Genomic DNA, 21,001 nt, shown 5'->3' on the forward strand with positions numbered 1-21,001 from the left:
TTTTTCACCTGCATGATTCTTTTTATCAAAAGGGAGCGTTATCTTTTGATAAAGCGATAAAAATATGATAAAATCGCTATTTTCGCCGTCTTGGAATAACTCGAATTGGCGTTCCTTCAAAGGTGAAGGCTTTCCGAATTTGGTTTTCTAAAAAGCGTGCATATGAAAAGTGCATCAATTCTTCTTCATTCACAAAAATAATAAAGGTTGGTGGTTTTACTGCCACTTGCGTTGCGTAAAAAATCTTCAAACGTTTGCCTTTATCTGTAGGTGTTGGATTAATTGCCACCGCATCCATTATAATATCATTTAAGACTGCTGATGGAACCCGAAGATTTTGATTCATGCTGACTTCTTCAATTAATTCTGGTAATTTTCCTAGGCGTTGTTTGGTTACAGCAGAAACGAAAATAATCGGTGCGTAATCCAGATATTGAAACTCATCTCTAATTTCAGCTTCAAAATCGCGCATGGTATTGGTTTCTTTTTCAACTAAATCCCACTTGTTGACAACTATAATCATTCCTTTACCGGCCTCATGAGCATAGCCTGCTACCCGTTTGTCTTGTTCCCGGATGCCTTCTTCACCATTTAAGACCATTAAAACAACGTCGGAACGTTCAATTGCCCGCATTGCTCGCATGACCGAATATTTTTCGGTACTTTCATACACTTTGCCACGCTTACGCATACCAGCTGTATCGATCATTAAAAATTCTTGCCCGTTTTCAGAAGTAAAATGCGTATCAATTGCGTCTCTAGTTGTTCCTTCAATATCTGAAACAATTACGCGATCTTCACCTAAGATTGCATTGATTAAAGAAGATTTTCCAACATTAGGACGACCGATCAAACTAAATTTAATAACACCCTCGTCTTCTTCTTCCATTTCATCACTAAAATGTTTAACAGCTTCGTCTAATACATCCCCTAGACCTAAACCATGGCTACCAGAAATTGGATACGGATCGCCTAGTCCTAAAGAATAAAACTCATAAATTTCAGAACGCATTTCGGGATTGTCGACTTTATTGACAGCTAAAATTACTGGTTTATTACTGCGATATAAAATCCGTGCGACCATTTCGTCAGCATCAGTCACGCCTTCTTTAGCGCTCGTGACAAAAATAATCACATCAGCTTCATCAATTGCAATTTCTGCTTGATGTTTAATTTGTTCCATAAAAGGTTCATCACCTAAGTCAATCCCACCAGTATCAATAATACTGAAATCGCGACCTAGCCATTCACCACTTGCATAAATACGGTCTCGCGTAACACCTGGAGTATCTTCCACAATTGAAATACGCTCACCGGCAATACGGTTAAAAATTGTCGATTTTCCCACATTGGGACGGCCGACAATCGCAAGAGTTGGATTTGCCATAACTCTACCTCCTCGTTTCTTCACAACAATTTCTTTTAATAAAAAATTTTATCTTTATCGTAACAAAATTTATCTGATAATACAGTCCACTTGCACAATCTTTCTTAGTTTACCTAAAGCACAGACAACATGCAAGTAAAAAAAAAGAAAAGAGACACTGCATCTCATAGAGAAATTATGCAGTATCTCTTCATTTTTTACAACTTATAAGAAATTATTCTTCGTCTTCTTTAACGACGTCATTTGCATCTTCAGAAACAGTTGCTTCTTCATTTGCGTCATCATTATCAGCTAAAGCTTGACCTAAAATATCACCCATTGTAAAACCAGTACTTTCTTCTGGTAATTCATAGCTGTCTTCTTCCACAACTTTTTCTTCAGCTGGTTTTTCTTCTAATGCTTTAATTGAAAGCGCAATGCGATGTTCATCAGGATTTACTTCCAAAACTTTCACTTTCACTTCGTCACCTTCATGCAATACTTCATGAGGTGTGGCAATGTGTTTGTGAGAAATTTGGGAAATGTGAACCAATCCTTCTACCCCTGGGAATACTTCTACAAAAGCACCAAAACTTGTTAGACGTTTTACAGTACCATCTAAAACTGTTCCCACTGCTGCCTTTTCTTCAATGTCAGACCAAGGTCCAGGCAAAGTATCTTTAATAGATAATGAAATACGTTCTTTTTCAGGATCAATCGATAATACTTTTACTTGTACTTTATCGCCAACTTTTAGAGCATCGCTTGGTTTGTCGACATGACTATGAGAAATTTCAGATACGTGAACTAAACCATCAATTCCCCCCAGGTCAACAAAGGCACCAAAATCAGTTAAACGTGCAACTGTCCCTTCAATCACATCACCATCGTGAATAGAACTTAACAATTCTTCTTTACGAACAGCTTTTTGTGCTTCCACAACTGCTTTATGTGATAAGATCAAACGATTTTCTGATGGTTCAATTTCGATAATTTTGAAAGTCAAAGTTTGACCTTTATATTCTTCAAAATCAGCTACAAAATGATCTTCAACCATTGAAGCTGGCACAAAACCGCGCACGCCAACATCAACAACTAAGCCACCTTTAACCACATTGGTAACAGGTGCTTCGATAATTTTGCCATCTTTAAAGTCTTGTTCAATATCTTCCCAGACTTTTTTTGCATCTAAACGGCGTTTTGATAATAAGTAACTACCGTTTTCTTTATCTTTACCAATCGAAGAGATGACAACTAACTCTAAGACATCCCCTACTTTTACAGCTTCGTTGATATCTTCAACTGGAAGAGTTGATAATTCTTTAACTGGAACTACCCCTTCAACACCAGCGCCTTCAATACCGACGATGGCTTGTTTGTCTTCAACGGCTAAAACTTCGCCTTTGACAATATCCCCCACCTTGACTTCTTGGAAGCTTTCCAAAGCATCCGCCATAGATTCGCCGTTTTCTACTTGATTGTTTTCAAATTCTGTCATGACATATGTCCTCCTAACCAACAATTAATCGATCGCTGTGCACTACACACTACAATTTTAAGTTTAAATTATTCTACCCCAAAAATAAAGCGATTTCCATTATTTCTTGAAAATTGCTCCATTTTAGCGTTTTTTCCCTTTAAAATTGATGTTACCAGTAAATTTCATCCGAAGATAGCGTTACTTTAGATAAAATTTAGCCTCTCAGTCTATTATAACGACACAAAAAACATTTCACCAAACAAAAAGACTTACACCTAAACTGTGTAAGTCTCAAAAATTACAAATAACCTTTTTCGTTAACAACTGCTTTAATCATTGCCACTACTTCTACGATTGTTTTTCCGGTCGTATCAATTAAAATTGCATCTTGCGCTTGTTTTAAAGGAGAGACTTCACGATGGGAGTCAATGTAATCCCGTTTTTCAATTTCTGCTTTTAACGTTTCAAAATCTGTTGGGATTCCTTTTGCCTGATTTTCTTTGTAGCGGCGTTCTGCTCTTTCTTTGACACTTGCAACTAGAAAAATTTTCACTTCAGCAGTTGGTAACACAGCTGTGCCAATATCCCGTCCATCCATCACCACACCACCGTCTTTTGCGATGATTTGTTGTTGCTTAACGAGCTCTTTGCGAACTAACTCATGGGCAGAAACTTCAGAGACGTTATTGGTGACATCTGATTTTCTGATAGCTAAGGTGACATCCTCACCATTAATAAAAACCAATTGTCCTGCTTCACTTTGCTTAAACGTAATCGGATAACGATGGATTAGCGCAACTAGCCCTGCTTCATCTGAAAATAAGACGTGATGTTTAATCGCCATGAAAGTCACACTACGGTACATAGCCCCTGTATCCGTATAGATGAAGCCGTAATCTTTTGCTAAAATTTTCGCTACTGTACTTTTACCAGAAGAAGCTGGTCCATCAATTGCAATATTAATTTTTTCCATTTGTTTGCCACCTATCTTTAGACATTAGAAAAGCTTTTTAAATACTTTTTTTAACAAATGCTTAAAGTAACCTTCGCTTTTAAGTAAGAACTTAGCATGTACAAAGTAAATTAAAAAACTAGACATTAAGAAAGCCGAACCAAAAATACCGTGATTTTTGGAGCGGCTATTTTTTACTTAATTCGTAATTGTTGGCCTGGATATAACAAGAAGTTATTTGGATCAATGCCATTTAGTTGATATAGTTGATCAACTGAAATCCCAGCTCGCGCTGCAACTTGATTTGGACCTTCACCATTTTGAACAGTGATGTATTGTTCACCAGCTTGTGCATTTTGATCTTGTTGATTTTGATTTTGTTGTTGATTTTGGTTTGCTTGATTTTGTTGCTCTTGATTTTGATTTTCTTGTTGATTATTTTCCGTTGAGCTTGGTACTGATTCTTCACTTGAACTTGAACTTGATTCACTTTCAGAAGATTCAGTCGTTGAACTTTCGGCTGTTGAAGATTCTTCAGTCGATAATTCTTTGGTTGAAGAAACTAATGACGAAGAAGCCGTTGATGGTGTAGAATCGGCATTCTTCTTATCATGTGTTAACCACATAACAAAGCCTGCTGGTACTAAGATACAAAGTGATAATAAGATGACCAAAATAACTAAGAACTTTGATGTTCCACGCTTTTGACGGCGCTGTTGTGCTCGTGATGAAGTTTCATCATCGGTATCATAAATTGGTTGTTCCCATGGTTCTTGTGTTTCGTTGTCAAAATCATTTTTCTTTTTACTCAATGTTCCTACCTCCTGAAAAGCTTTCGCAGTGTATTATACCATAGGCATTTTATTGTTGTCGCTAAAATATAACTTCAATCGTTTTCTTTAAATAATTTTAGGAAAATCTCCTGCCAATGTTTTGTTTCAGTCCTTCTCTTTTGTGCACTTTGGCTATATTTTATGACCGCATTGTCATTATCACAACACTCAGGCGGCTTTTGTTGCAAACTTTCAGCAAAATTATCTAAGATAAAAGCGCGGCGACAAGTAGTCGTTTGAATATAAGCTAGCATTTGAGCTAATTTATCACTTTTCACCTGCTCATTTACTTTTAGCGCTTGTAACACTTCGTTAGAACCTATACTCTGACTCAAATCAAGCCACTTTCTTTGTAGTTCGCTATTTATTTCCGAGCGTTCATTTAACAATTGTTGGAAACCACTACGTTCATCTTGGCGCATTTGTTTGAAGTAATGATGAATTTTTTCATCATTTTTTTGATAAAGTAATATTGCCTGGCTTATCTTGCCATCCCGTCCTGCGCGGCCGATTTCTTGTACATAGTTTTCAATACTGTCAGGTAGATCAAAATGGATAACAAAACGAATATCCCCTTTGTCAATCCCCATTCCAAATGCATTAGTCGCAATTAAGATATCAAGTTGGTTACTTTGAAATTGCAACTGTAAGCGACTTCTTTCACTCCCATTTAAACCACCGTGGTAAAAGCCGACATTAAATTTGTCTTTTAAGTTTTGATAAAGAAATTCTACTGTTTTTTTGGTAGCGCAATAAATAATTCCCGGACCGAGCATATTTTCTAATAAGTTTTCTAAGTCGGGCAATTTTTCTTGCGTGTGCTGTACAAAAAGACGAATGTTTTTTCGATCTACTGATTTTTTTACCAACTGATAATCGTTATCCAGTAAAAGTTGGGCAATATCGGTTTGAACAAAAGGTGTCGCCGTTGCCGTTAACGCTAGTGTAACGGGATTATCTAAAAATTCTTTGACCTTATTTAATTGCCGATACTCCGGTCTAAAATCAATGCCCCATTGCGATACACAATGAGCCTCATCTATGACAAACAAGCCAATTTTTTGACGTTTTAATACTTGTAAAACCTTTTTTTGCCATAGCATTTCAGGGCTAATAAATAAAAACTTGTAATCTGCTATATGAAGCAAGACAAATTCTTTTTCTGCGGCTGTCAACTGACTATTTAAAGCCACCGCTGATCCTAATTTAGGCTGTATTTGATTTACTTGATCTTCCATTAGTGCAATTAGCGGCGACACGACAATTGTCATCCCTGAGGTTAAATAACTGGCTAACTGATAACACAAACTTTTACCAGTTGCTGTTGGTAAAATGCCAAGAACATCTTTTTTTGCTAATAGTGCTGTAATTACTTCTTTTTGACCAGGCCGAAAAGTTGTAAAGCCAAAATAGTATTTTAGACTATCCTCTAATATCATAATTTTCGTCCCTCTTTTGTTTAATTTGATACAAACGAAACTCGATAAAATCCAACGGAAATTTTTCATTTACAGCACTATAGCGCATGGCATATACATCTTCTTTTGCAGCGAGTAAATCTAAGTTTTCCCGGCTGGCTTTTGAAATAAAGCGCTCAAAGGGAAAACTTTCTTCGTATAATGACCATTCAACAATATGGTCAGAAATTGTCCCGACTTTTAAATCACGAATCTGTGCAACTTCACCAATTGATTTTTCTTCTAATAAGAGTTGTCTTGTATAAAGCATGCTCTTGTTATAATTCTGTTGTAAAAGACCTTTTAAAAGTTGATAACACAACGCATTTTTCTGAGCTTTTTTTATTTCCTTTAATAACGGGTGCAGACAACTAGCCTGATAAAGTTGACTCCAGGGCTCCTTTTGATATTCGTCTGGCAATATTTGATAAGCTGTTTTAGCCAAAACAGTAGCCCCGCTAAATTGTTGCGCTAAAAAATCGCCTGCAACTTGTGTTAGTTTATTAAAAAGTTGCGCTAATTCTTCATATAAAATATCCGGACTTGCTTTTTGCTGTGTGATGAGTTGGGCAACTGGACGTGTAAATAACGGACTTGTCTCTAAAGGGCGCAAATTTTCTTGCCCTTTTGAAACCTGTTGAATAAAGTAAGCCAGTAGTCGAAAACAATTTTCATCACTGCGACCAAAATTAAAATAATCCACTTCAAGTAAACTTTCTCTTAACTGAAGGTTCAATTGGATTTGTCCTTTGGCTGTAATCCGAAAAGTTGCAGCCTCACTTTTAACCAACAATCCTTCATTTTCTAACGTGGCAATAGCATTTTCAAATACTTTTAAAGAAAGATCTACTTGGCAACCTAAAAAAGGTAATAAATTCGTAAAAAAAGCATAACTCATAATTGCTGATGTTCGCTTGCCTTTTAGCAAATGAAAAAGCGTACTGGTCTTTAACTTGTCAGTCATTGAAAATAAGGCTAAAATAAATTGATTCATAAAAAATCCTCCTGAAAGTTGGTGGAAAAAATGACGACGACTTGCCGTCTTGTCCCAGAACGCTGTATCGCCTGTGGTCTTTGTGCAATTTATGCACCCGATATTTTTGATTACGATGAAGAAGGTATCGTTTTGTTTAAAGAAGAACCAGAAGCTAGCCAACAGTTTGTACGTACCAAAGAACTCACTGCAGTAAAAAAAGCCGCTGCTAAATGTCCTGTCAGAGCAATTTTACTTGAAAAAGAAAAAGCGCGCTAGTTGAAATTACTTTAAAAATACTACTTTTAAATAGCATACGAAATAACAGAAAAAAAACAAAATAATAGAAAAAACGAAATAAAATACCCAAACGCTCAAGATTGTCCTTATCTCACAGTTATAAAACTGTCAGTAATAAGATCATTGCGTTTGGGTATTTGTGTTAATTTTTTCGTTTAGAGCTGTGTGAAACTATTTTACACATAAACGATAAATAGATTCAGCGTAAATGTCCATTGCTTTGTACATTTGGTCTAATTCCCATTGTTCATTGGCTTGGTGCATAAAGTCTGGTGTGTCTTCAAACATTGCACCATAAGCTACACAATTTTTCATTGTGCGGGCAAAAGTTGCACCACCAGAAATTTCAGGCTCTGTCATATCCCCTGTCATTTCCCGGTAAGTTGCTAATAATGTTTTGACTAAAGTAGAATCTTGAGGGACATATAAAGAATCTAACCAATCAAATTCTTGATAAGTCAAATCGTATTCCTTCACTTTTGCTGCAATTTTTTCTTCTAATTCTTCTTTTTTAACTGTTACTGGTAAGCGCATATCTACACCAATTTTAGTTTCTTTTGGCGAAATAACTAAACTGGCAAAGTTCATTGTCAACTCACCTGATTGCGCATCTTGTGTTTTACCAACAACATTTTCACCTGTTGCATTTTCCTTAACTAGTTTGCCTAAGAAATTCAAAGGAGCAAAGTCGACCACTTCACTTAATGCCATAGCTAAACGCGTAATTGCGTTAATTCCTTCTGGTGCGTCTTTTGCGTGAACGCTCTTACCTTGAACAACAACTGTCTCCCCTTCCATTTCATACGGGAAGCCTAATTTGTCTAAAGCAGCTTTGACTGCATTTACGTGTTCACCTTCATAAGGGGCTGTATCTGGTACAACGTTTAGCGCACCACCAGCATTAACAGCAATTTTATCCGTTCCTGGGCCAACAAGATAAGCTTGTAGCAAACCTTTTTCAGCAAATGTTAACGGGAAGCTGTGGTCTGGCGCGATTCCAGCTGTTGCACTTTCTTCTTTTTCGTTATATTTTTCCATACAACGCCATAAGTTTTCTTCATCAGAACCAAAGATAAAACGAATGCGTTGGTTAAATTCAACACCATCATCCATTAATGCTTTAACAGCATATAACGCAGCCATTGAAGGACCTTTATCATCTTGGGAACCGCGACCGTAGATAATACCATCTTTAATGACTGGATCAAACGGGTCAGTATTCCAACCTTTTTGTTCGGCGGCTGGCACTACATCCATGTGACATAAAATCGCAAATAAATCGTCTCCTTGACCGACTTCAGCATAGGCATAGTAACCTTCTGGATCTTTAAACGTCCGAAAACCAATGCTATCACAAATTTCTAAAACTTGATCTAAAGCTTTCACTACGTTTTTCCCGAATGGATGGCCTTCACCACTGTCAGATTCATCTAAAACTGAAGGAACCTGGATTAATTTTTTTAATGCTTCGACTGCTTCTTCGTGATGCTTTTGGGTAACGAATTGTTTCATTGTACTACCTCCTAAATTTTAAAAGTAAAAAAGTAAAGTTGCATAACTTTTTTACAAATTACCAAAAATAAGAAAAAGAGAGCTTCAAGAATAACCGAAACTCTCTTTTTAAAACTGAGAAACTCAGTTATAGATATAAAGTTAACTTCATCTTAGCCAAATTATGAAAATTTGTCTATCTTATAGTATTGTCCCAATTGCAAGCAAGATACAAATTGCCACAAATAAAATGGCAATTAATTTGGTGATGTATTTCCACCATTTACCAATATCAATGCGGGCAATCGCAACAGCACCCATAACAATAGCAGAAGTTGGTGTAATTAAGTTTACCAAACCTGAAGCTGATTGGTAAGCTGTGATAACTAAATCTTTACCAACACCAGCAAATTCGCCCATTGGTCCAATAATACCCATTGTTGCTGCGGCAAGACCAGATGTTGATGGAATTAAAAATGACATTGGAATGTAGAAAATAAATGTCAAGATGATAAAGACAATAGATGAAAGACCTGAAAGTCCTTTTTCACCCCAGTTTAAGATGGTATCGGTGATCATCCCGTTGTTCATCACAACTTGAATACCACGGGCAACAGCTACGACGATGGCAACCCCGATTAAATCAGAAGCACCTGTTAAAAATTCAGAAATAAAGTCTGATTCTTTAAAGCCGTAAACAATTGCAACAATAATTGACATCAATAAGAATAACATTGTAATTTCTGGGAAGTACCATTGACCAAATGGTAGCATATCTTTTCCTAACACCATGCCTAAACCTGGAAGACCGGATAACCATTTAGTAAAGTTGGCAAAAATATTAATCCCAAATTCTTCCCAAGGAATTAAACTCAAAATCATCAAGAAGAATGTCAAGATAAACAAGATATTTACGTTACGTTGTTTTTTCGTTACGCCTTCTTGACGGTTAATTGCTTCAATATCGAAATGTTTTGCGTCTTCTTCTCTTTGGCTGTAAACGATTGATTGCGTTGGATCTTTTTCAATTTTTGCTGCATAACGATAAACGTAAGCAATTGAAATACCCACCAAGACAACCCACATGATAATACGTAATAACATACCGTCTGCCATTGAAATACCAACTGCATCAGAGGCAACCCCTGTGGCAAATGGGTTAACTGTTGATGCTAAACAGCCAACTTGAGAACCAATTAGCACGATTGATACAGCAACGATAGAGTCAAAACCAACCGCCATCATAACTGGAATCAGTAATGAATAAAACGGAATTGTTTCTTCGGCCATCCCATAAGTTGAACCGCCCAAAGCAAAAATTGGTAATAAGATAAAGATTAAGTTCTTTTCACGGCCTTTAAAGCGTTTTACGATTGAGCCGATACCTGCATCTAATGCGCCGGTTTTGTTAACGATTCCAAGAAATCCCCCAACGATTAAGATGAAAAATGAAATCGAGATAGCTGGATCTGTTGTATCAGAACCTAACATCCCTAAAACTGGTGCCATCATAACATCGTAGAACCCTTGTGGATTTTGAGCAACCCGTTCATAGGTTCCTGCTAAAATGTTACCAGCATCGTCCACTTTATAATGACCGGCTGGAATGAACCAAGTCAAAATGGCGATGAATGCAATGATAATGAATAATACCGTGTACGCTGAAGGCATCTGGAATTTTTTCTTCGTTTGCGTATTTTCCATTTTTTCTCTTCCTCTCTTTTCTATATTGTAACTATAAAATAGATTACATAGTTATTTTATCAAAGATAAGACGATCTGGGAAATAATTACACAAGTTTTTTTATCGTCTTTTTCTTTTTGTTATTATGCATATTCATTTTATAGTGTACGAATTTGTAAGTAGAACGGATTGCCACGGTCTTTGTTCCACTCCTACAATAATTGTAACGCTAGATTTTTTTACTAATATGAAAAATGCCTACTTGAAAACGTGATGGATTTCTCTTTATACAATACCTTTTTGATTATTATACAATTCATTGCATATAAAAACCCAACGAGATGAAAACGATTTATCATTTTGCTTCTTTTTGTATTTTATTTCATTAAAAAAAAGCAATGTTTTTTTGAATTAAAGATTTCGTATTTTAATAATCCTAGTTAGCTAGAAAATTTGGGCACAAAACACACAAATTTCCGCAATAAGTTAAATTTGTGGGAAGTTTTTTAGCCACTGTTAATTTCTTAAAAGTTTTTTTATTTTTGAAGGATACGTTTTGAGATAGTGATTGACCGATTGCTAAAAAATTCTTATCAAAAAAGATGGCACAAATGTCTGCTCAACATTTGTGCCATCTTTTTAATTTTAACCAATGTGTTGCTGTTTACGTCGTTTTTGCTCTAAAAATGGAAGCAATTTGGTGTAAATGACTAAGAATGTTGCACTGACAATCACACCTTTTAATAAATTAAAGGGTACAACCCCAATTGCAACGTATTGAGCCAGTGACATGCCTAACATTTTATCAGCTGTCAGACCTAGTACATTTAAATAGACAGGTGTGATAACAAAATAGTTAGCAATACTCATGAAAATCGTCATAGCTAAAACGCCACTTGTTACCCCTAAAACTTTTCTGGCAATTTTTTTATTACCATTTTTATTCCCGTTAAAGAAATAATACATTGGTAAAGTAAAGAGTACACTAGCAAAAAAGCTTGCAGCATCGCCAATTAAATTACTCAACTCTAAGCCGGTTGTAAGTAGGTGTAATAAGGAACGGATAAAAGCTGTCGCAATCCCTGCCATCGGCCCGAATAAAAACATGCTCAACATTACGGGTATATCGCTAAAGTCAACTTTCATAAAAGAGAAAGCCGGTAAAAGTGGAAACGCAACATACTGTAAAATAACTCCCATTGCCGCAAATAATGCGACAGCCACCATTTTTTGTACCTTTGTGTTCTTCATTGAAATCCTCCTAGGTAAGGACCCATCTTCAATCGAACCTTTTGAAATAACTTTTCCAATAAAAAAACTCTATTTTCCATGCAGGGAAAATAGAGTTAGAGTTATCTGAAATAAGCTACTTCAAATAAGCCCTATCTTCTTTATCCAGACTATACTGTCGGTATCGGAATTACACCGATTCAACCGCAACTTAATGCAGTTCGTGGACTATTACCACCGGTCGGGAATCACACCCTGCCCCTGAAGACGAACCTTGTATTTAATTACACTTACATTATATAAGAAAAGAGAAAAATTACAAGTATTAATTCTTGGCTAAATTTAAAAGTTGGCTAACCTCTTTTTTGTGCAAAGGACGATATTCCCCGGGGCGTAAGTTTTCTAAGGTTAAATTGCCATATTTTTCCCGCTTCAACTTTTGCACAGGTAGACCTACTGCTTGCAACATTTTTTTAACTTGATGATTGCGACCTTCGTGGATCGTTAGTTGAATAATTGAGGTTTGTGCCTTTGTATCAGCAGATAAAACATCATAGCGTGCTGGCGCATATTTGACACCTTCAAAATACAAGCCGCGACTTAATGGCCGTAATTGTTGTTTTTCTGGCACGCCTTTTACTTTAGCCACATAAACTTTATCGACTTCGTGTTTGGGGTGAGTTAGTTTTTGGGCAAACGCACCATCATTTGTTAATAATAATAATCCTGACGTATCATAATCCAGACGACCGACCGGATAAATTCGTTCAGAAATTCCCATAAAGTAGTCCGTTACCACTTTGCGTCCTTTATCATCACTAACCGCAGATATGACTCCACGAGGTTTATAAAACATAAAATAAACAGGTTCTTCTTGATTAATTGGAACGTTATCTACTTCAATTTGATCTTTGGGACTGACTTTAATTCCTAGTTCTGTTACCGTTGTGCCATTAACTTTGACTCTTTTTTGCGTGATTAATTCCTCTGCTTTACGGCGTGATGCAATGCCTGCATGGGCAATTACTTTTTGTAGTCTCTCCATCATTCTTGTCCTCCATTTTCTGTTTCCTTGAAACGATCAAAAAATAAATCCATCGGGACATCTTCTGTTAATTCGTCTTCCATCGCTTCTATATCCGGCAATTCACCTAATGTTTTAAGACCAAAGTAGTCCATGAAATAATCGGTTGTTCCATATAAAATTGCCCGTCCTGGTCCATTAACTCGGCCTTTTTCTTCAATCAATTGTCGGGCGACTAATTTTTGAACAGAGCCGCTAGATTGAACGCCGCGAATCTCATCGACTTCCATTCTAGTGAGGGGCTGTTTATAAGCAATAATTGCAAGCGTTTCAAGCGCAGCTTGCGATAAGGTATTTGACAGAGGCGATTGCGCATATTTTTTTAGCAACGGAGCAAATTTCTTTTTTGTCGTTAAAACAAAATGATTCCCTACTTCTAAAATATGCAATGCGGAGTTTTCATCTTCGTCATAGCGCCCTTGCAATAATTGAATCATTTCATAAGTTTCTGCTGTTTTGGTATTTAATAAGTAGCTTAATTCTTCTAAGCCAATTCCTTCGTCTCCAACTACGAATAAAATCGCTTCTAAATCACTGATCTTCATCTTTTTCTCCTGTTGCATATAAGGTAATTTCACCATAGTTTTCTGATTGAACAATTGCCACACTTCCATTTTTCATCAGTTCCAATAACGCTAAAAAGGTAGTGACAACTTCACTTTTTGTATAGTTTTGTAAAAAATCAGCCAAATTTTTCCCCTCGTGAGGTTTTAAATTTGCCAATCCAATTTTTATAACAGACATCTTGTCTTCAATGGTGGTTTCATCAGAAGTAATAGTCGTTTCGATTACCTGACGCTTTTTCTTTTTTTCCAGCATATTATGAAAAGCCAAAAACAAATCGATGGTATTTAATTGATTCGCAGGTAAAAGTGGGCTATCCTCTTTATACTCGTCCACATCCATAGGTTCTTTGGTAAAGTAATCGCTGCGTTCTTTGGCTTTATCTGACAAGATTTCAGCTGCATATTTAAATTTGCGGTATTCCAGTAGTTGGCTGACCAAAACTTCCCTTGGATCTTCTTCATAAGCATCTTCTTCTGCCACAAATTCCTGTTTAGGCAAAAGCATTTTGGACTTAATTGCCATAAGGGTTGCTGCCATAACCAGATAATCCCCCGCAACTTCTAACTCTAAAGTCTGCATGGCATGAATGTATTGCATATATTGCTCTGTAATTGCTGCAATGGGAATATCGTAAATATCAATTTCCAATTTTTGAATCAAATGCAGCAATAAATCCAATGGACCTTCGAAAACATCCAGTTTAACATTAATCTCACTCATAATTCACCAACTTTTATGCACGCGGGAAATATTGCTTATAGACATCCGTCATGCGTTTTTTTGTAATATGGGTATAAATTTGGGTTGTGGAAATATCGGCATGACCTAATAGTTCTTGCACCGTTCTTAAATCAGCACCATTTTCTAGCAGATGGGTAGCAAAACTGTGGCGTAATGTATGAGGCGTTACCGTTTTATAAATACCGGCTTTTTGTACAATCGCCTTTAAATTTTTCCAAATTCCCTGCCGACTAAGTCCACTACCATGATTATTCACAAATAGATGGGATTCTGCTGGATTTTTACGAGTCAAATAAGGTCTGGCATCAGCGAGATAACGACGCACCCATTTTATAGCGATATCACCCAAAGGTACAATCCGCTCCTTATCGCCTTTGCCCAAAGTTTGCAACAATCCCATTTCTAAGTGGACATCGTTTAATTTTAAATTAATCAATTCACTGACCCGTAAGCCCGTTGCATACATCACTTCTAAAATTGCTCGATCTCTTAAGCCCAATGTTTCTTTGGTATCAGGTGTGCCAAGCAATTGTTCAACTTCGCCTAAACTTAATGTATCTGGCAATTTTTGCTGTTTTTTAGGAGAATCAATATGTTGCATGGGATCATGATCTGTAATGCGTTCTTGCCGTAAAAACTGGTGAAATCGTCGTAAACTCGTAATCATTCGAGCAATCGTTGCACTAGATTTTCCGCCTTCTTTTAGTTCCTGTAAAAAACTAACAACTGTAAAACGATCGACTTCTTGCCAGTCAGTTATCTTTTGTTTTTCTAAAAAAGAGAGGTATTGTAAAAGATCTCGTTGATAACTTTTCTTTGTATTTTCAGACAGACCTCTTTCAATTGTCAAATAATGTAAATAATCTGTAATTTGTTCTTGCATAATTCTCCCTTGCCTTCTTCAATTGCACCTTTATCATCATACCAAATGAAACCCATTTATAACAGATAAAAAAATAAGCTACGCCAAAGCCTTCAATTGACTCTGGCATAACTTTATTTTTTTTGACAATTTTGACATAATCCATGAAAAGTTAAACGATGATCTTTGACAACAAAATGATATTTATTTTCGACTATTTCTTCCACGTCACCTAATAAATCTTCTTCAATTTCCTCAATATTGCCACATTCAATACACAACAAGTGATGATGAAAATGTTGTGCTCCTTCTTTTCTTAAATCATAGCGCGAAACACCATCATTAAAGCTAACCTTATCCACCACGTGTAATTCTGTTAAAATTTCTAAAGTGCGATAAACAGTAGCTAAGCCAATTTCAGGACTTTTTCGTTTTACAAAAAAGAACACTTCTTCAGCAGAGAGATGATCTTTTTCATTTTCTAATAAAACTAACAACGTTGCTTCTCGCTGCGGAGTTAATTTGAATCCGGCTTCGTGAAGTTGTTGTTTCACTTTTTTCATTGTAGTTGTTGTATCCATATATCCTCCGCAACCTTCTTTATAATAATTCTAAACTAGCCTTTAATTACAAACCCTAGATTATACTTATTATAAGGAAAAAGCAAGAATTATACAAGGTCTGTTTTCTCAATTAGATAGGTAAATCCATCTTTTTGCATCACTAATTTTGCTTTTAGCAAATGTCCCATCGCCCGTTTAAATTGTCCTTTACTAATCCCAAACATCTCTTGAATGCTTTGGGGATCAGATTTGTCGGTATACGGCATTTTATTTTCTTTAGCACGACGCAAATACGCCAATAACATTTCTGCATCATCACTAATTGCCTCATAGGCCCGTGGTTTAAGAGAAACATTCAATACACCATCTGGTCTCACTCCAATGACGCGTCCTGAGACGATTTCTCCTAAGCGTGGTTCTTGGTACCGCTCGCTAGGATGAATAAAGCCAAGATAAAAATCTTCTGTTAAAAGATACGTTCCAGCAATTTTCAAGCGAAAAACGGTCCCGGTAATATTTTGATTTTTTTGTTCTTCCTTGCCCTTTTTACTCATAGAGCGAAAAACTTTTTCTTCTGCCAGCGTACCCCAAATACGGTCTTTTTGATCGACGCGTAAAGCGACAAGCAAACGATCACCTTTTTTAGGCCATAATTCCGTTAGTGTTGGTAATTCATCTAAAGAAACCGCAACTTCTTTGTCTGGTAAACCAATATCTACAAAGACACCTAAGTCTCGTCTAGTGGCAATAACCGTTGCAAAGGCATAGTGTCCTTTACGACTTTTCGGAATATTGGTTGTTAAAGCATTTTCATGCCGTTGATTTTGATAAGCAAAACCAGTGACACTTTCGCCTAATTGGTGCTCCCCTTCACTTTTTGGTAAACGAAACGTCACACCGTTTTTTTGGACAAAATAGGCCGTTTCGTTTTCATCTGTTACCATTCCACTAATAATAGTAGCTAATAATTCATTCATAATTTTTTTCTCCTTGTTGCGCACATGCGCCTAACTAGATGACTAGCCGGATTAAAGCAATCGCTACAATGCCGACAATCACAATTTTCATTAAGTCCTTCGTATAGTAACCTACCATTAAAGCAGGGATGCTGGCAAGTACTTCTGGTCCTTTAATAGTAGGCCAATTTCCTGATCTAAAGTTCAGCAGACTCTGTATTAAAAGGGCAAATAAAATGCAAAGGGGTAAATACGATAAAAATATTTCCGCTCTAGGAGGAAATTTCAATTTTTGCGCAAAGGCAAAAGGTAGAATTCGTGGGATCCAAGTGACGATGCTACAGCCTAAAATTAAAATCAAGATATTCAAATTAAGCATCATGAGTCACCGTCCCTACTAAACAACCAATCAAAGTTGCCGCAATTACTGCAATTTCAGCCGAAGTAAACCGCATAAATAAAACTAAGGCGATAACGACACTAGCAAGCACTTGTAGTGTTTGTTTCGTTCTTTTTTTTAATGGTAACTCAATTTGAAATAAACATAATCCTAAAAACATCGCGGTTAATGCAAAATCCAAGCCAAATCGATTTGGATCAGGAATAAATTGACCTAAAAGGCCTCCGCACACATTGGCTAAAGTCCAAGTCAAATAGGCAGCAACATTTAGTCCGTGCATCCATTTTGCAGTCAACGGTCGTTTTTCTTGCAGCGCTGTTGTTAAAACACCATAAGATTCGTCAGTTAAAAGTGTACCAATGCCGATATTATTTAAAATTGAGTAGGGTTTAAAATAGCTAGTTACAGATAAACTCATCAAAAAATGCCGCGAATTAACTAAAAAGACCGTTAAAATAATAGTCGAAATCGGCGCTTGAATTGCTAATAAACCACAAATAATAAATTGACCGCTACCTGCATAAACAAATAACGATAACAATAAAATTTCTAAAAGGGAAAGTCCCACACCTTTTTCCACAACACCTGCAGCAAAACCAATTCCAATATAGCCTAACATTGTGGGCACACAAGCTTTCACACCATCTGAAAAGCTTTCGTAACGCTGTACTTCTTCCACAAAAATGCCCCCTTCTTTTCGTTTGCTTTTAATCATAACGAAAAAAAGAGGGCAAGACAAGCAATTATCAGAAAATAAATAATATTCGTTTTTTTACTATCGAATGGTATGGTCATTGCCGTTACCACGGAAATAACCTGTTTTACAATTAATTGTGACAATGTAATATGGTAAAGCTTTTGCCGAAATTCCTTTTAGTAAAGAAGACTGCGTATTAGTAGCATACAAGTTATAATACCCTTCGCCATTTTCAATCGTAACAGGTTCTAAATAATAACCACCAGCAACAATATAACCTCGATCAATACAGGTTTGAATAACTTTTTCTTGGATACCAGAATTCCAGACCCAGGCAGGATTTGCACTATCTGCTACGGCACTTGGATTTGTGGCCATAATTGGTGCATTGTCTGTATTGGGGCGCATATTTGGTGATGCTTCTGCTGGTAAACTACCTGCTTGTGAATTTTGGCTGCTAGTAGTACTCTGCGCTTTTTTGGCGGCATTAGCAGCAGCTTCTGCTTCTGCTTGCTCTTGCTTTTTCTTAGCCGCAGCTGCTTCTTCCTTGCCTAATTTCGCATCAACTTTTTTTAAATTAGCTACTAAAGTTTGTTTTTGATTGCCGTCGACCAGTTTTGCTACTGCTTTTTGGGCAGCTTGATATTGTGTGCGCGTCGCTTTATCTTTAACCTTATTGTCTGCATACACAACAGCCACGGCTTTTTGGGCGCTTGTTAAATCATTAAACTGAGACTTAGCTTCACTAATCACGCCGTTGATTGTTTTTGCAAATTCATCTTCTGCAGTTAATACTTCAACATTTATTGCGTCACCTTTGATTGCGATATCTTTTTTCACTTGGTCACCACTTATAATCGGACTTTCAAACAGATTATTTACACGTGTAACAGTGGCAATTTTTTCTTTGATACGGCCAATTTCATTGGTTAAATGGTGAGCGCGATCTTTCGTTTCAGTATTGCTAGCTTTTTGTGTTAACTCTTTAACTTGCGCGGTTAAATCCGTTAGTTCATCACTTGTTTTATCCGCTTTAACAAATTGTTGCTGCTTATCAGTATAAAAGTCAGCCAGTTGGTTTTGGATAACTGTTTCTTGTTTTTCAATTTGTTGTTGCTCTTTTTGCGCCGTAGCTTTTACACTTTGATCATAACCATAATAGCCAACTCCTCCACCTAAGACAAGTACTGCGGCTAAAAGAACATATGGCCATTTCTTTTTCGGTGCTTTAGACGTTGTTGGCTTGTTATTATCATTAAGTGCCGCAGGATCAATTTCATTTTTTTCAGTTTCCTTAGGTATTTTGCTTGCTTCAGATGGTAAAACGGCGTCTTCTTTTTTATCCTGGTCTACATCTGTTTGCTCTTTTGTTGGTAAAGTTGATTTTGGCAGCATATGGTCAGCTTCAGTTTCTTCGCCTTTGCTTGTGGCAACTTTTATTTCATCTGTAGCTGTAGTTGTCTTCTTTGTGACTGAAGCCGCTTTTGACACCGTCGTTTCACTTATTGTTTTTGCTTCTTTTTGCGATTCTTCACTTGGCTCTTCGTTTAGCGCTTCACTTGGTGCTTCACTTTGTTCCTCATTTAGCTCTTCACTGGCGGCAGTGTCTTTTTCGTACGTTCTGGAATCCTTTTTACTTTCGTCAATTTCTTCATTCTTTGACTGAAAGTTAGATAACTCTTCTTTAGCCTCTTCGTTGCCCGCTATAATTTTCTCGTCTTTATCTTCAGCTTTGGTTTGTTTAACTGCTGGTGTCGACTCGTCTTCTTCATAGTCATCTTTATGCTTTTTAATATAATCAGCTAAAATTGGATTCACATCAGCCAAATCATCTTCTTTTGTCGCTTCATTTAAAGACTCTTCCATCACTGAACCAATTGAAACATCTTTAAAATCCGACCATTTAACGGAATCATTATTTTCGCGATTGTTTTCTTTAATCGTTGCAAGTTTCCCGGCAATATTTTCTTTTATTTCTTCACCACAACGCGGACAAACCATTTTACCCTCAAGAGGTTCAAACCCACAGTGGGGACATTTGTTAATCACTGTTTTTCTTGCTTCCTTTCTGCATAAAACTTTGATTTCACATTAGCCAGCTAAAAAACTGCCAGACTATCTAGTCTATTATAAACGTTTCGGCTTAGGATAGGAAGTTAGGATTTTATTAAGAAAATTACAGGTGCAAAACGTTTACTAAAAATTAGCCGCATAAAAAAACTGTTGCGCCATTTTTATAGCGCAACAGTTTTTTTATTCTAAGAAATCTTTTAATTGTTTAGAACGAGATGGATGGCGCAATTTTCGTAGTGCTTTTGCCTCGATTTGGCGAATCCGTTCTCTGGTAACACCAAAGACTTTTCCGACTTCCTCAAGGGTTCTAGTACGTCCATCATCAAGACCAAACCGGAGACGTAAGACATTTTCTTCTCGGTCTGTTAAAGTATCCAAAACATCTTCAAGTTGTTCTTTTAATAATTCATAAGCTGCATGTTCAGCAGGACTTGTTGCTTCTTGGTCTTCAATAAAATCACCCAAATGTGAATCATCTTCTTCACCAATTGGCGTTTCCAATGAAACTGGTTCTTGTGCAATTTTTAAAATTTCGCGAACTTTTTCAGTTGGCAAATCCATTTCAGCTCCGATTTCTTCAGGCGTTGGTTCCCGACCTAAATCTTGTAGCAATTGTCGCTGAATTCGAATTAATTTATTGATAGTTTCAACCATGTGCACAGGAATACGAATCGTCCGGGCTTGGTCAGCGATAGCCCGTGTAATTGCTTGACGAATCCACCACGTCGCATATGTTGAAAATTTGAAGCCTTTACGATAATCAAATTTTTCAACGGCTTTCATCAAGCCCATATTGCCCTCTTGAATTAAATCCAAAAATTGCATTCCGCGCCCAACATATCGTTTTGCAATCGAAACAACTAAACGCAAATTAGCCTCTGCCAAGCGTTGTTTTGCTTCTTGATCGCCTTCTTCAATTTTTAAAGCTAGTTCAACCTCTTCTTCAGCTGTTAAAAGCGGAACCCGGCCAATTTCTTTTAGATACATCCGCACAGGATCGTTGATTTTAACGCCTGTCGGGGCAGATAAATCTTCTTGTTTAGCTGCTTCTGCTTTTTTTTCATTGCTCTTTAAGCTGTGAACAGACGGTTCACCATTCTCATCAACAACACTGATACCAGCATCTTCGACTTTTTGGATTAATTTGTCCATTGCATCAGCATCTAATGAAAAAGGTGTGGCCAATTTATTGGACAACTCGTCGTATACGACTTGGCCATTGGGTTTATTTTCTTTGATAAAAGCATTTACCGCTTTATCATATTCTGTGTTTTGTTCTTTTGCCATGAAAA

Annotated in this window: 20 protein-coding genes and 1 riboswitch; of the genes, 1 reads left to right on the plus strand and 19 read right to left on the minus strand. The window is 36.8% G+C overall.

The annotated features are described in order from the left end of the window. Positions 1–76: 76 nt before the first annotated feature. The 6 genes from der to P3T75_RS08145 form a co-directional block, all read right to left on the minus strand. On the minus strand, positions 77–1,387 hold the full coding sequence (der, locus tag P3T75_RS08120; protein ID WP_206905617.1) for a ribosome biogenesis GTPase Der: 1,311 nt from the start codon (positions 1,385–1,387) through the stop codon (positions 77–79). A 214-nt stretch (positions 1,388–1,601) separates the two neighbouring features. Continuing rightward, positions 1,602–2,864 (minus strand): 30S ribosomal protein S1, encoded by a 1,263-nt coding sequence (gene rpsA, locus P3T75_RS08125; protein ID WP_206905616.1) that lies wholly within the window; start codon positions 2,862–2,864, stop codon positions 1,602–1,604. 280 nt (positions 2,865–3,144) lie between these two features. Further along, positions 3,145–3,819 (minus strand): (d)CMP kinase, encoded by a 675-nt coding sequence (cmk, locus tag P3T75_RS08130; RefSeq protein ID WP_282461300.1) that lies wholly within the window; start codon positions 3,817–3,819, stop codon positions 3,145–3,147. A gap of 173 nt (positions 3,820–3,992) precedes the next feature. Further along, positions 3,993–4,610, minus strand: coding sequence for an SAG1386/EF1546 family surface-associated protein (locus P3T75_RS08135; protein WP_282461301.1), 618 nt, complete (start codon positions 4,608–4,610; stop codon positions 3,993–3,995). 74 nt (positions 4,611–4,684) lie between these two features. After that, the gene (locus P3T75_RS08140) at positions 4,685–6,070 is read right to left on the minus strand and encodes a RecQ family ATP-dependent DNA helicase (protein ID WP_282461302.1); all 1,386 of its coding nucleotides are present in this window, start codon (positions 6,068–6,070) and stop codon (positions 4,685–4,687) included. After that, complete coding sequence (locus tag P3T75_RS08145) at positions 6,054–7,082, minus strand: helix-turn-helix domain-containing protein (RefSeq protein ID WP_282461303.1); 1,029 nt, start codon at positions 7,080–7,082, stop codon at positions 6,054–6,056. The genes P3T75_RS08140 and P3T75_RS08145 overlap by 17 nt, the downstream gene beginning before the upstream one ends. A gap of 30 nt (positions 7,083–7,112) precedes the next feature. Between P3T75_RS08145 and P3T75_RS08150 the strand changes: the two genes are divergently transcribed. Further along, the gene (locus P3T75_RS08150) at positions 7,113–7,340 is read left to right on the plus strand and encodes a ferredoxin (protein ID WP_206905609.1); all 228 of its coding nucleotides are present in this window, start codon (positions 7,113–7,115) and stop codon (positions 7,338–7,340) included. Between the two features lie 192 nt (positions 7,341–7,532). Here P3T75_RS08150 and P3T75_RS08155 read toward each other — a convergent pair whose 3' ends face one another. The 13 genes from P3T75_RS08155 to rpoD all read right to left on the minus strand — a co-directional run bounded on the left by P3T75_RS08155 (position 7,533) and on the right by rpoD (position 20,996). Further along, positions 7,533–8,873 (minus strand): M20 family metallopeptidase, encoded by a 1,341-nt coding sequence (locus P3T75_RS08155; RefSeq protein ID WP_282461304.1) that lies wholly within the window; start codon positions 8,871–8,873, stop codon positions 7,533–7,535. A gap of 180 nt (positions 8,874–9,053) precedes the next feature. After that, positions 9,054–10,556: a YfcC family protein gene (locus P3T75_RS08160; protein WP_230708718.1), complete on the minus strand. Its 1,503-nt coding sequence runs from the start codon at positions 10,554–10,556 to the stop codon at positions 9,054–9,056. 625 nt (positions 10,557–11,181) lie between these two features. Further along, a complete protein-coding gene (locus P3T75_RS08165; RefSeq protein ID WP_282461305.1) occupies positions 11,182–11,787 on the minus strand; it encodes an ECF transporter S component in 606 nt (201 codons plus the stop codon). A gap of 129 nt (positions 11,788–11,916) precedes the next feature. Next, a riboswitch (FMN riboswitch) is annotated at positions 11,917–12,039 on the minus strand. A 52-nt stretch (positions 12,040–12,091) separates the two neighbouring features. Next, entirely contained in the window at positions 12,092–12,811 is a 720-nt protein-coding gene (locus P3T75_RS08170) for a pseudouridine synthase (protein WP_230708997.1), read from the minus strand. After that, positions 12,811–13,395 carry an SMC-Scp complex subunit ScpB gene (scpB, locus tag P3T75_RS08175; RefSeq protein ID WP_282461306.1) on the minus strand — a complete coding sequence of 195 codons (585 nt, stop codon included), beginning with the start codon at positions 13,393–13,395 and terminating at the stop codon, positions 12,811–12,813. The genes P3T75_RS08170 and scpB overlap by 1 nt, the downstream gene beginning before the upstream one ends. After that, positions 13,382–14,137, minus strand: a complete 756-nt coding sequence (locus P3T75_RS08180; RefSeq protein ID WP_230708724.1) for a segregation/condensation protein A — start codon at positions 14,135–14,137, stop codon at positions 13,382–13,384. The genes scpB and P3T75_RS08180 overlap by 14 nt, the downstream gene beginning before the upstream one ends. A 13-nt stretch (positions 14,138–14,150) precedes the next feature. Further along, positions 14,151–15,041, minus strand: a complete 891-nt coding sequence (gene xerD, locus P3T75_RS08185; RefSeq protein ID WP_230708726.1) for a site-specific tyrosine recombinase XerD — start codon at positions 15,039–15,041, stop codon at positions 14,151–14,153. Between the two features lie 113 nt (positions 15,042–15,154). Next, positions 15,155–15,601 carry a ferric iron uptake transcriptional regulator gene (gene fur / locus P3T75_RS08190; protein ID WP_206905589.1) on the minus strand — a complete coding sequence of 149 codons (447 nt, stop codon included), beginning with the start codon at positions 15,599–15,601 and terminating at the stop codon, positions 15,155–15,157. Positions 15,602–15,690: 89 nt separating this feature from the next. Further along, the gene (locus P3T75_RS08195) at positions 15,691–16,560 is read right to left on the minus strand and encodes a CvfB family protein (RefSeq protein ID WP_230708728.1); all 870 of its coding nucleotides are present in this window, start codon (positions 16,558–16,560) and stop codon (positions 15,691–15,693) included. Positions 16,561–16,594: 34 nt separating this feature from the next. After that, complete coding sequence (locus tag P3T75_RS08200; RefSeq protein ID WP_206905777.1) at positions 16,595–16,918, minus strand: AzlD domain-containing protein; 324 nt, start codon at positions 16,916–16,918, stop codon at positions 16,595–16,597. Beyond that, positions 16,911–17,558: an AzlC family ABC transporter permease gene (locus P3T75_RS08205; RefSeq protein ID WP_242595911.1), complete on the minus strand. Its 648-nt coding sequence runs from the start codon at positions 17,556–17,558 to the stop codon at positions 16,911–16,913. Before P3T75_RS08205 ends, P3T75_RS08200 begins: the two co-directional genes overlap by 8 nt. Positions 17,559–17,714: 156 nt before the next feature. Continuing rightward, positions 17,715–19,637 carry a cell division site-positioning protein MapZ family protein gene (locus P3T75_RS08210; protein ID WP_282461307.1) on the minus strand — a complete coding sequence of 641 codons (1,923 nt, stop codon included), beginning with the start codon at positions 19,635–19,637 and terminating at the stop codon, positions 17,715–17,717. Between the two features lie 252 nt (positions 19,638–19,889). After that, on the minus strand, positions 19,890–20,996 hold the full coding sequence (gene rpoD, locus P3T75_RS08215; RefSeq protein WP_206905576.1) for an RNA polymerase sigma factor RpoD: 1,107 nt from the start codon (positions 20,994–20,996) through the stop codon (positions 19,890–19,892). Positions 20,997–21,001: the final 5 nt, after the last annotated feature.

The organism is Enterococcus montenegrensis (assembly GCF_029983095.1).
Lineage (GTDB): Bacteria > Bacillota > Bacilli > Lactobacillales > Enterococcaceae > Enterococcus_C > Enterococcus_C montenegrensis.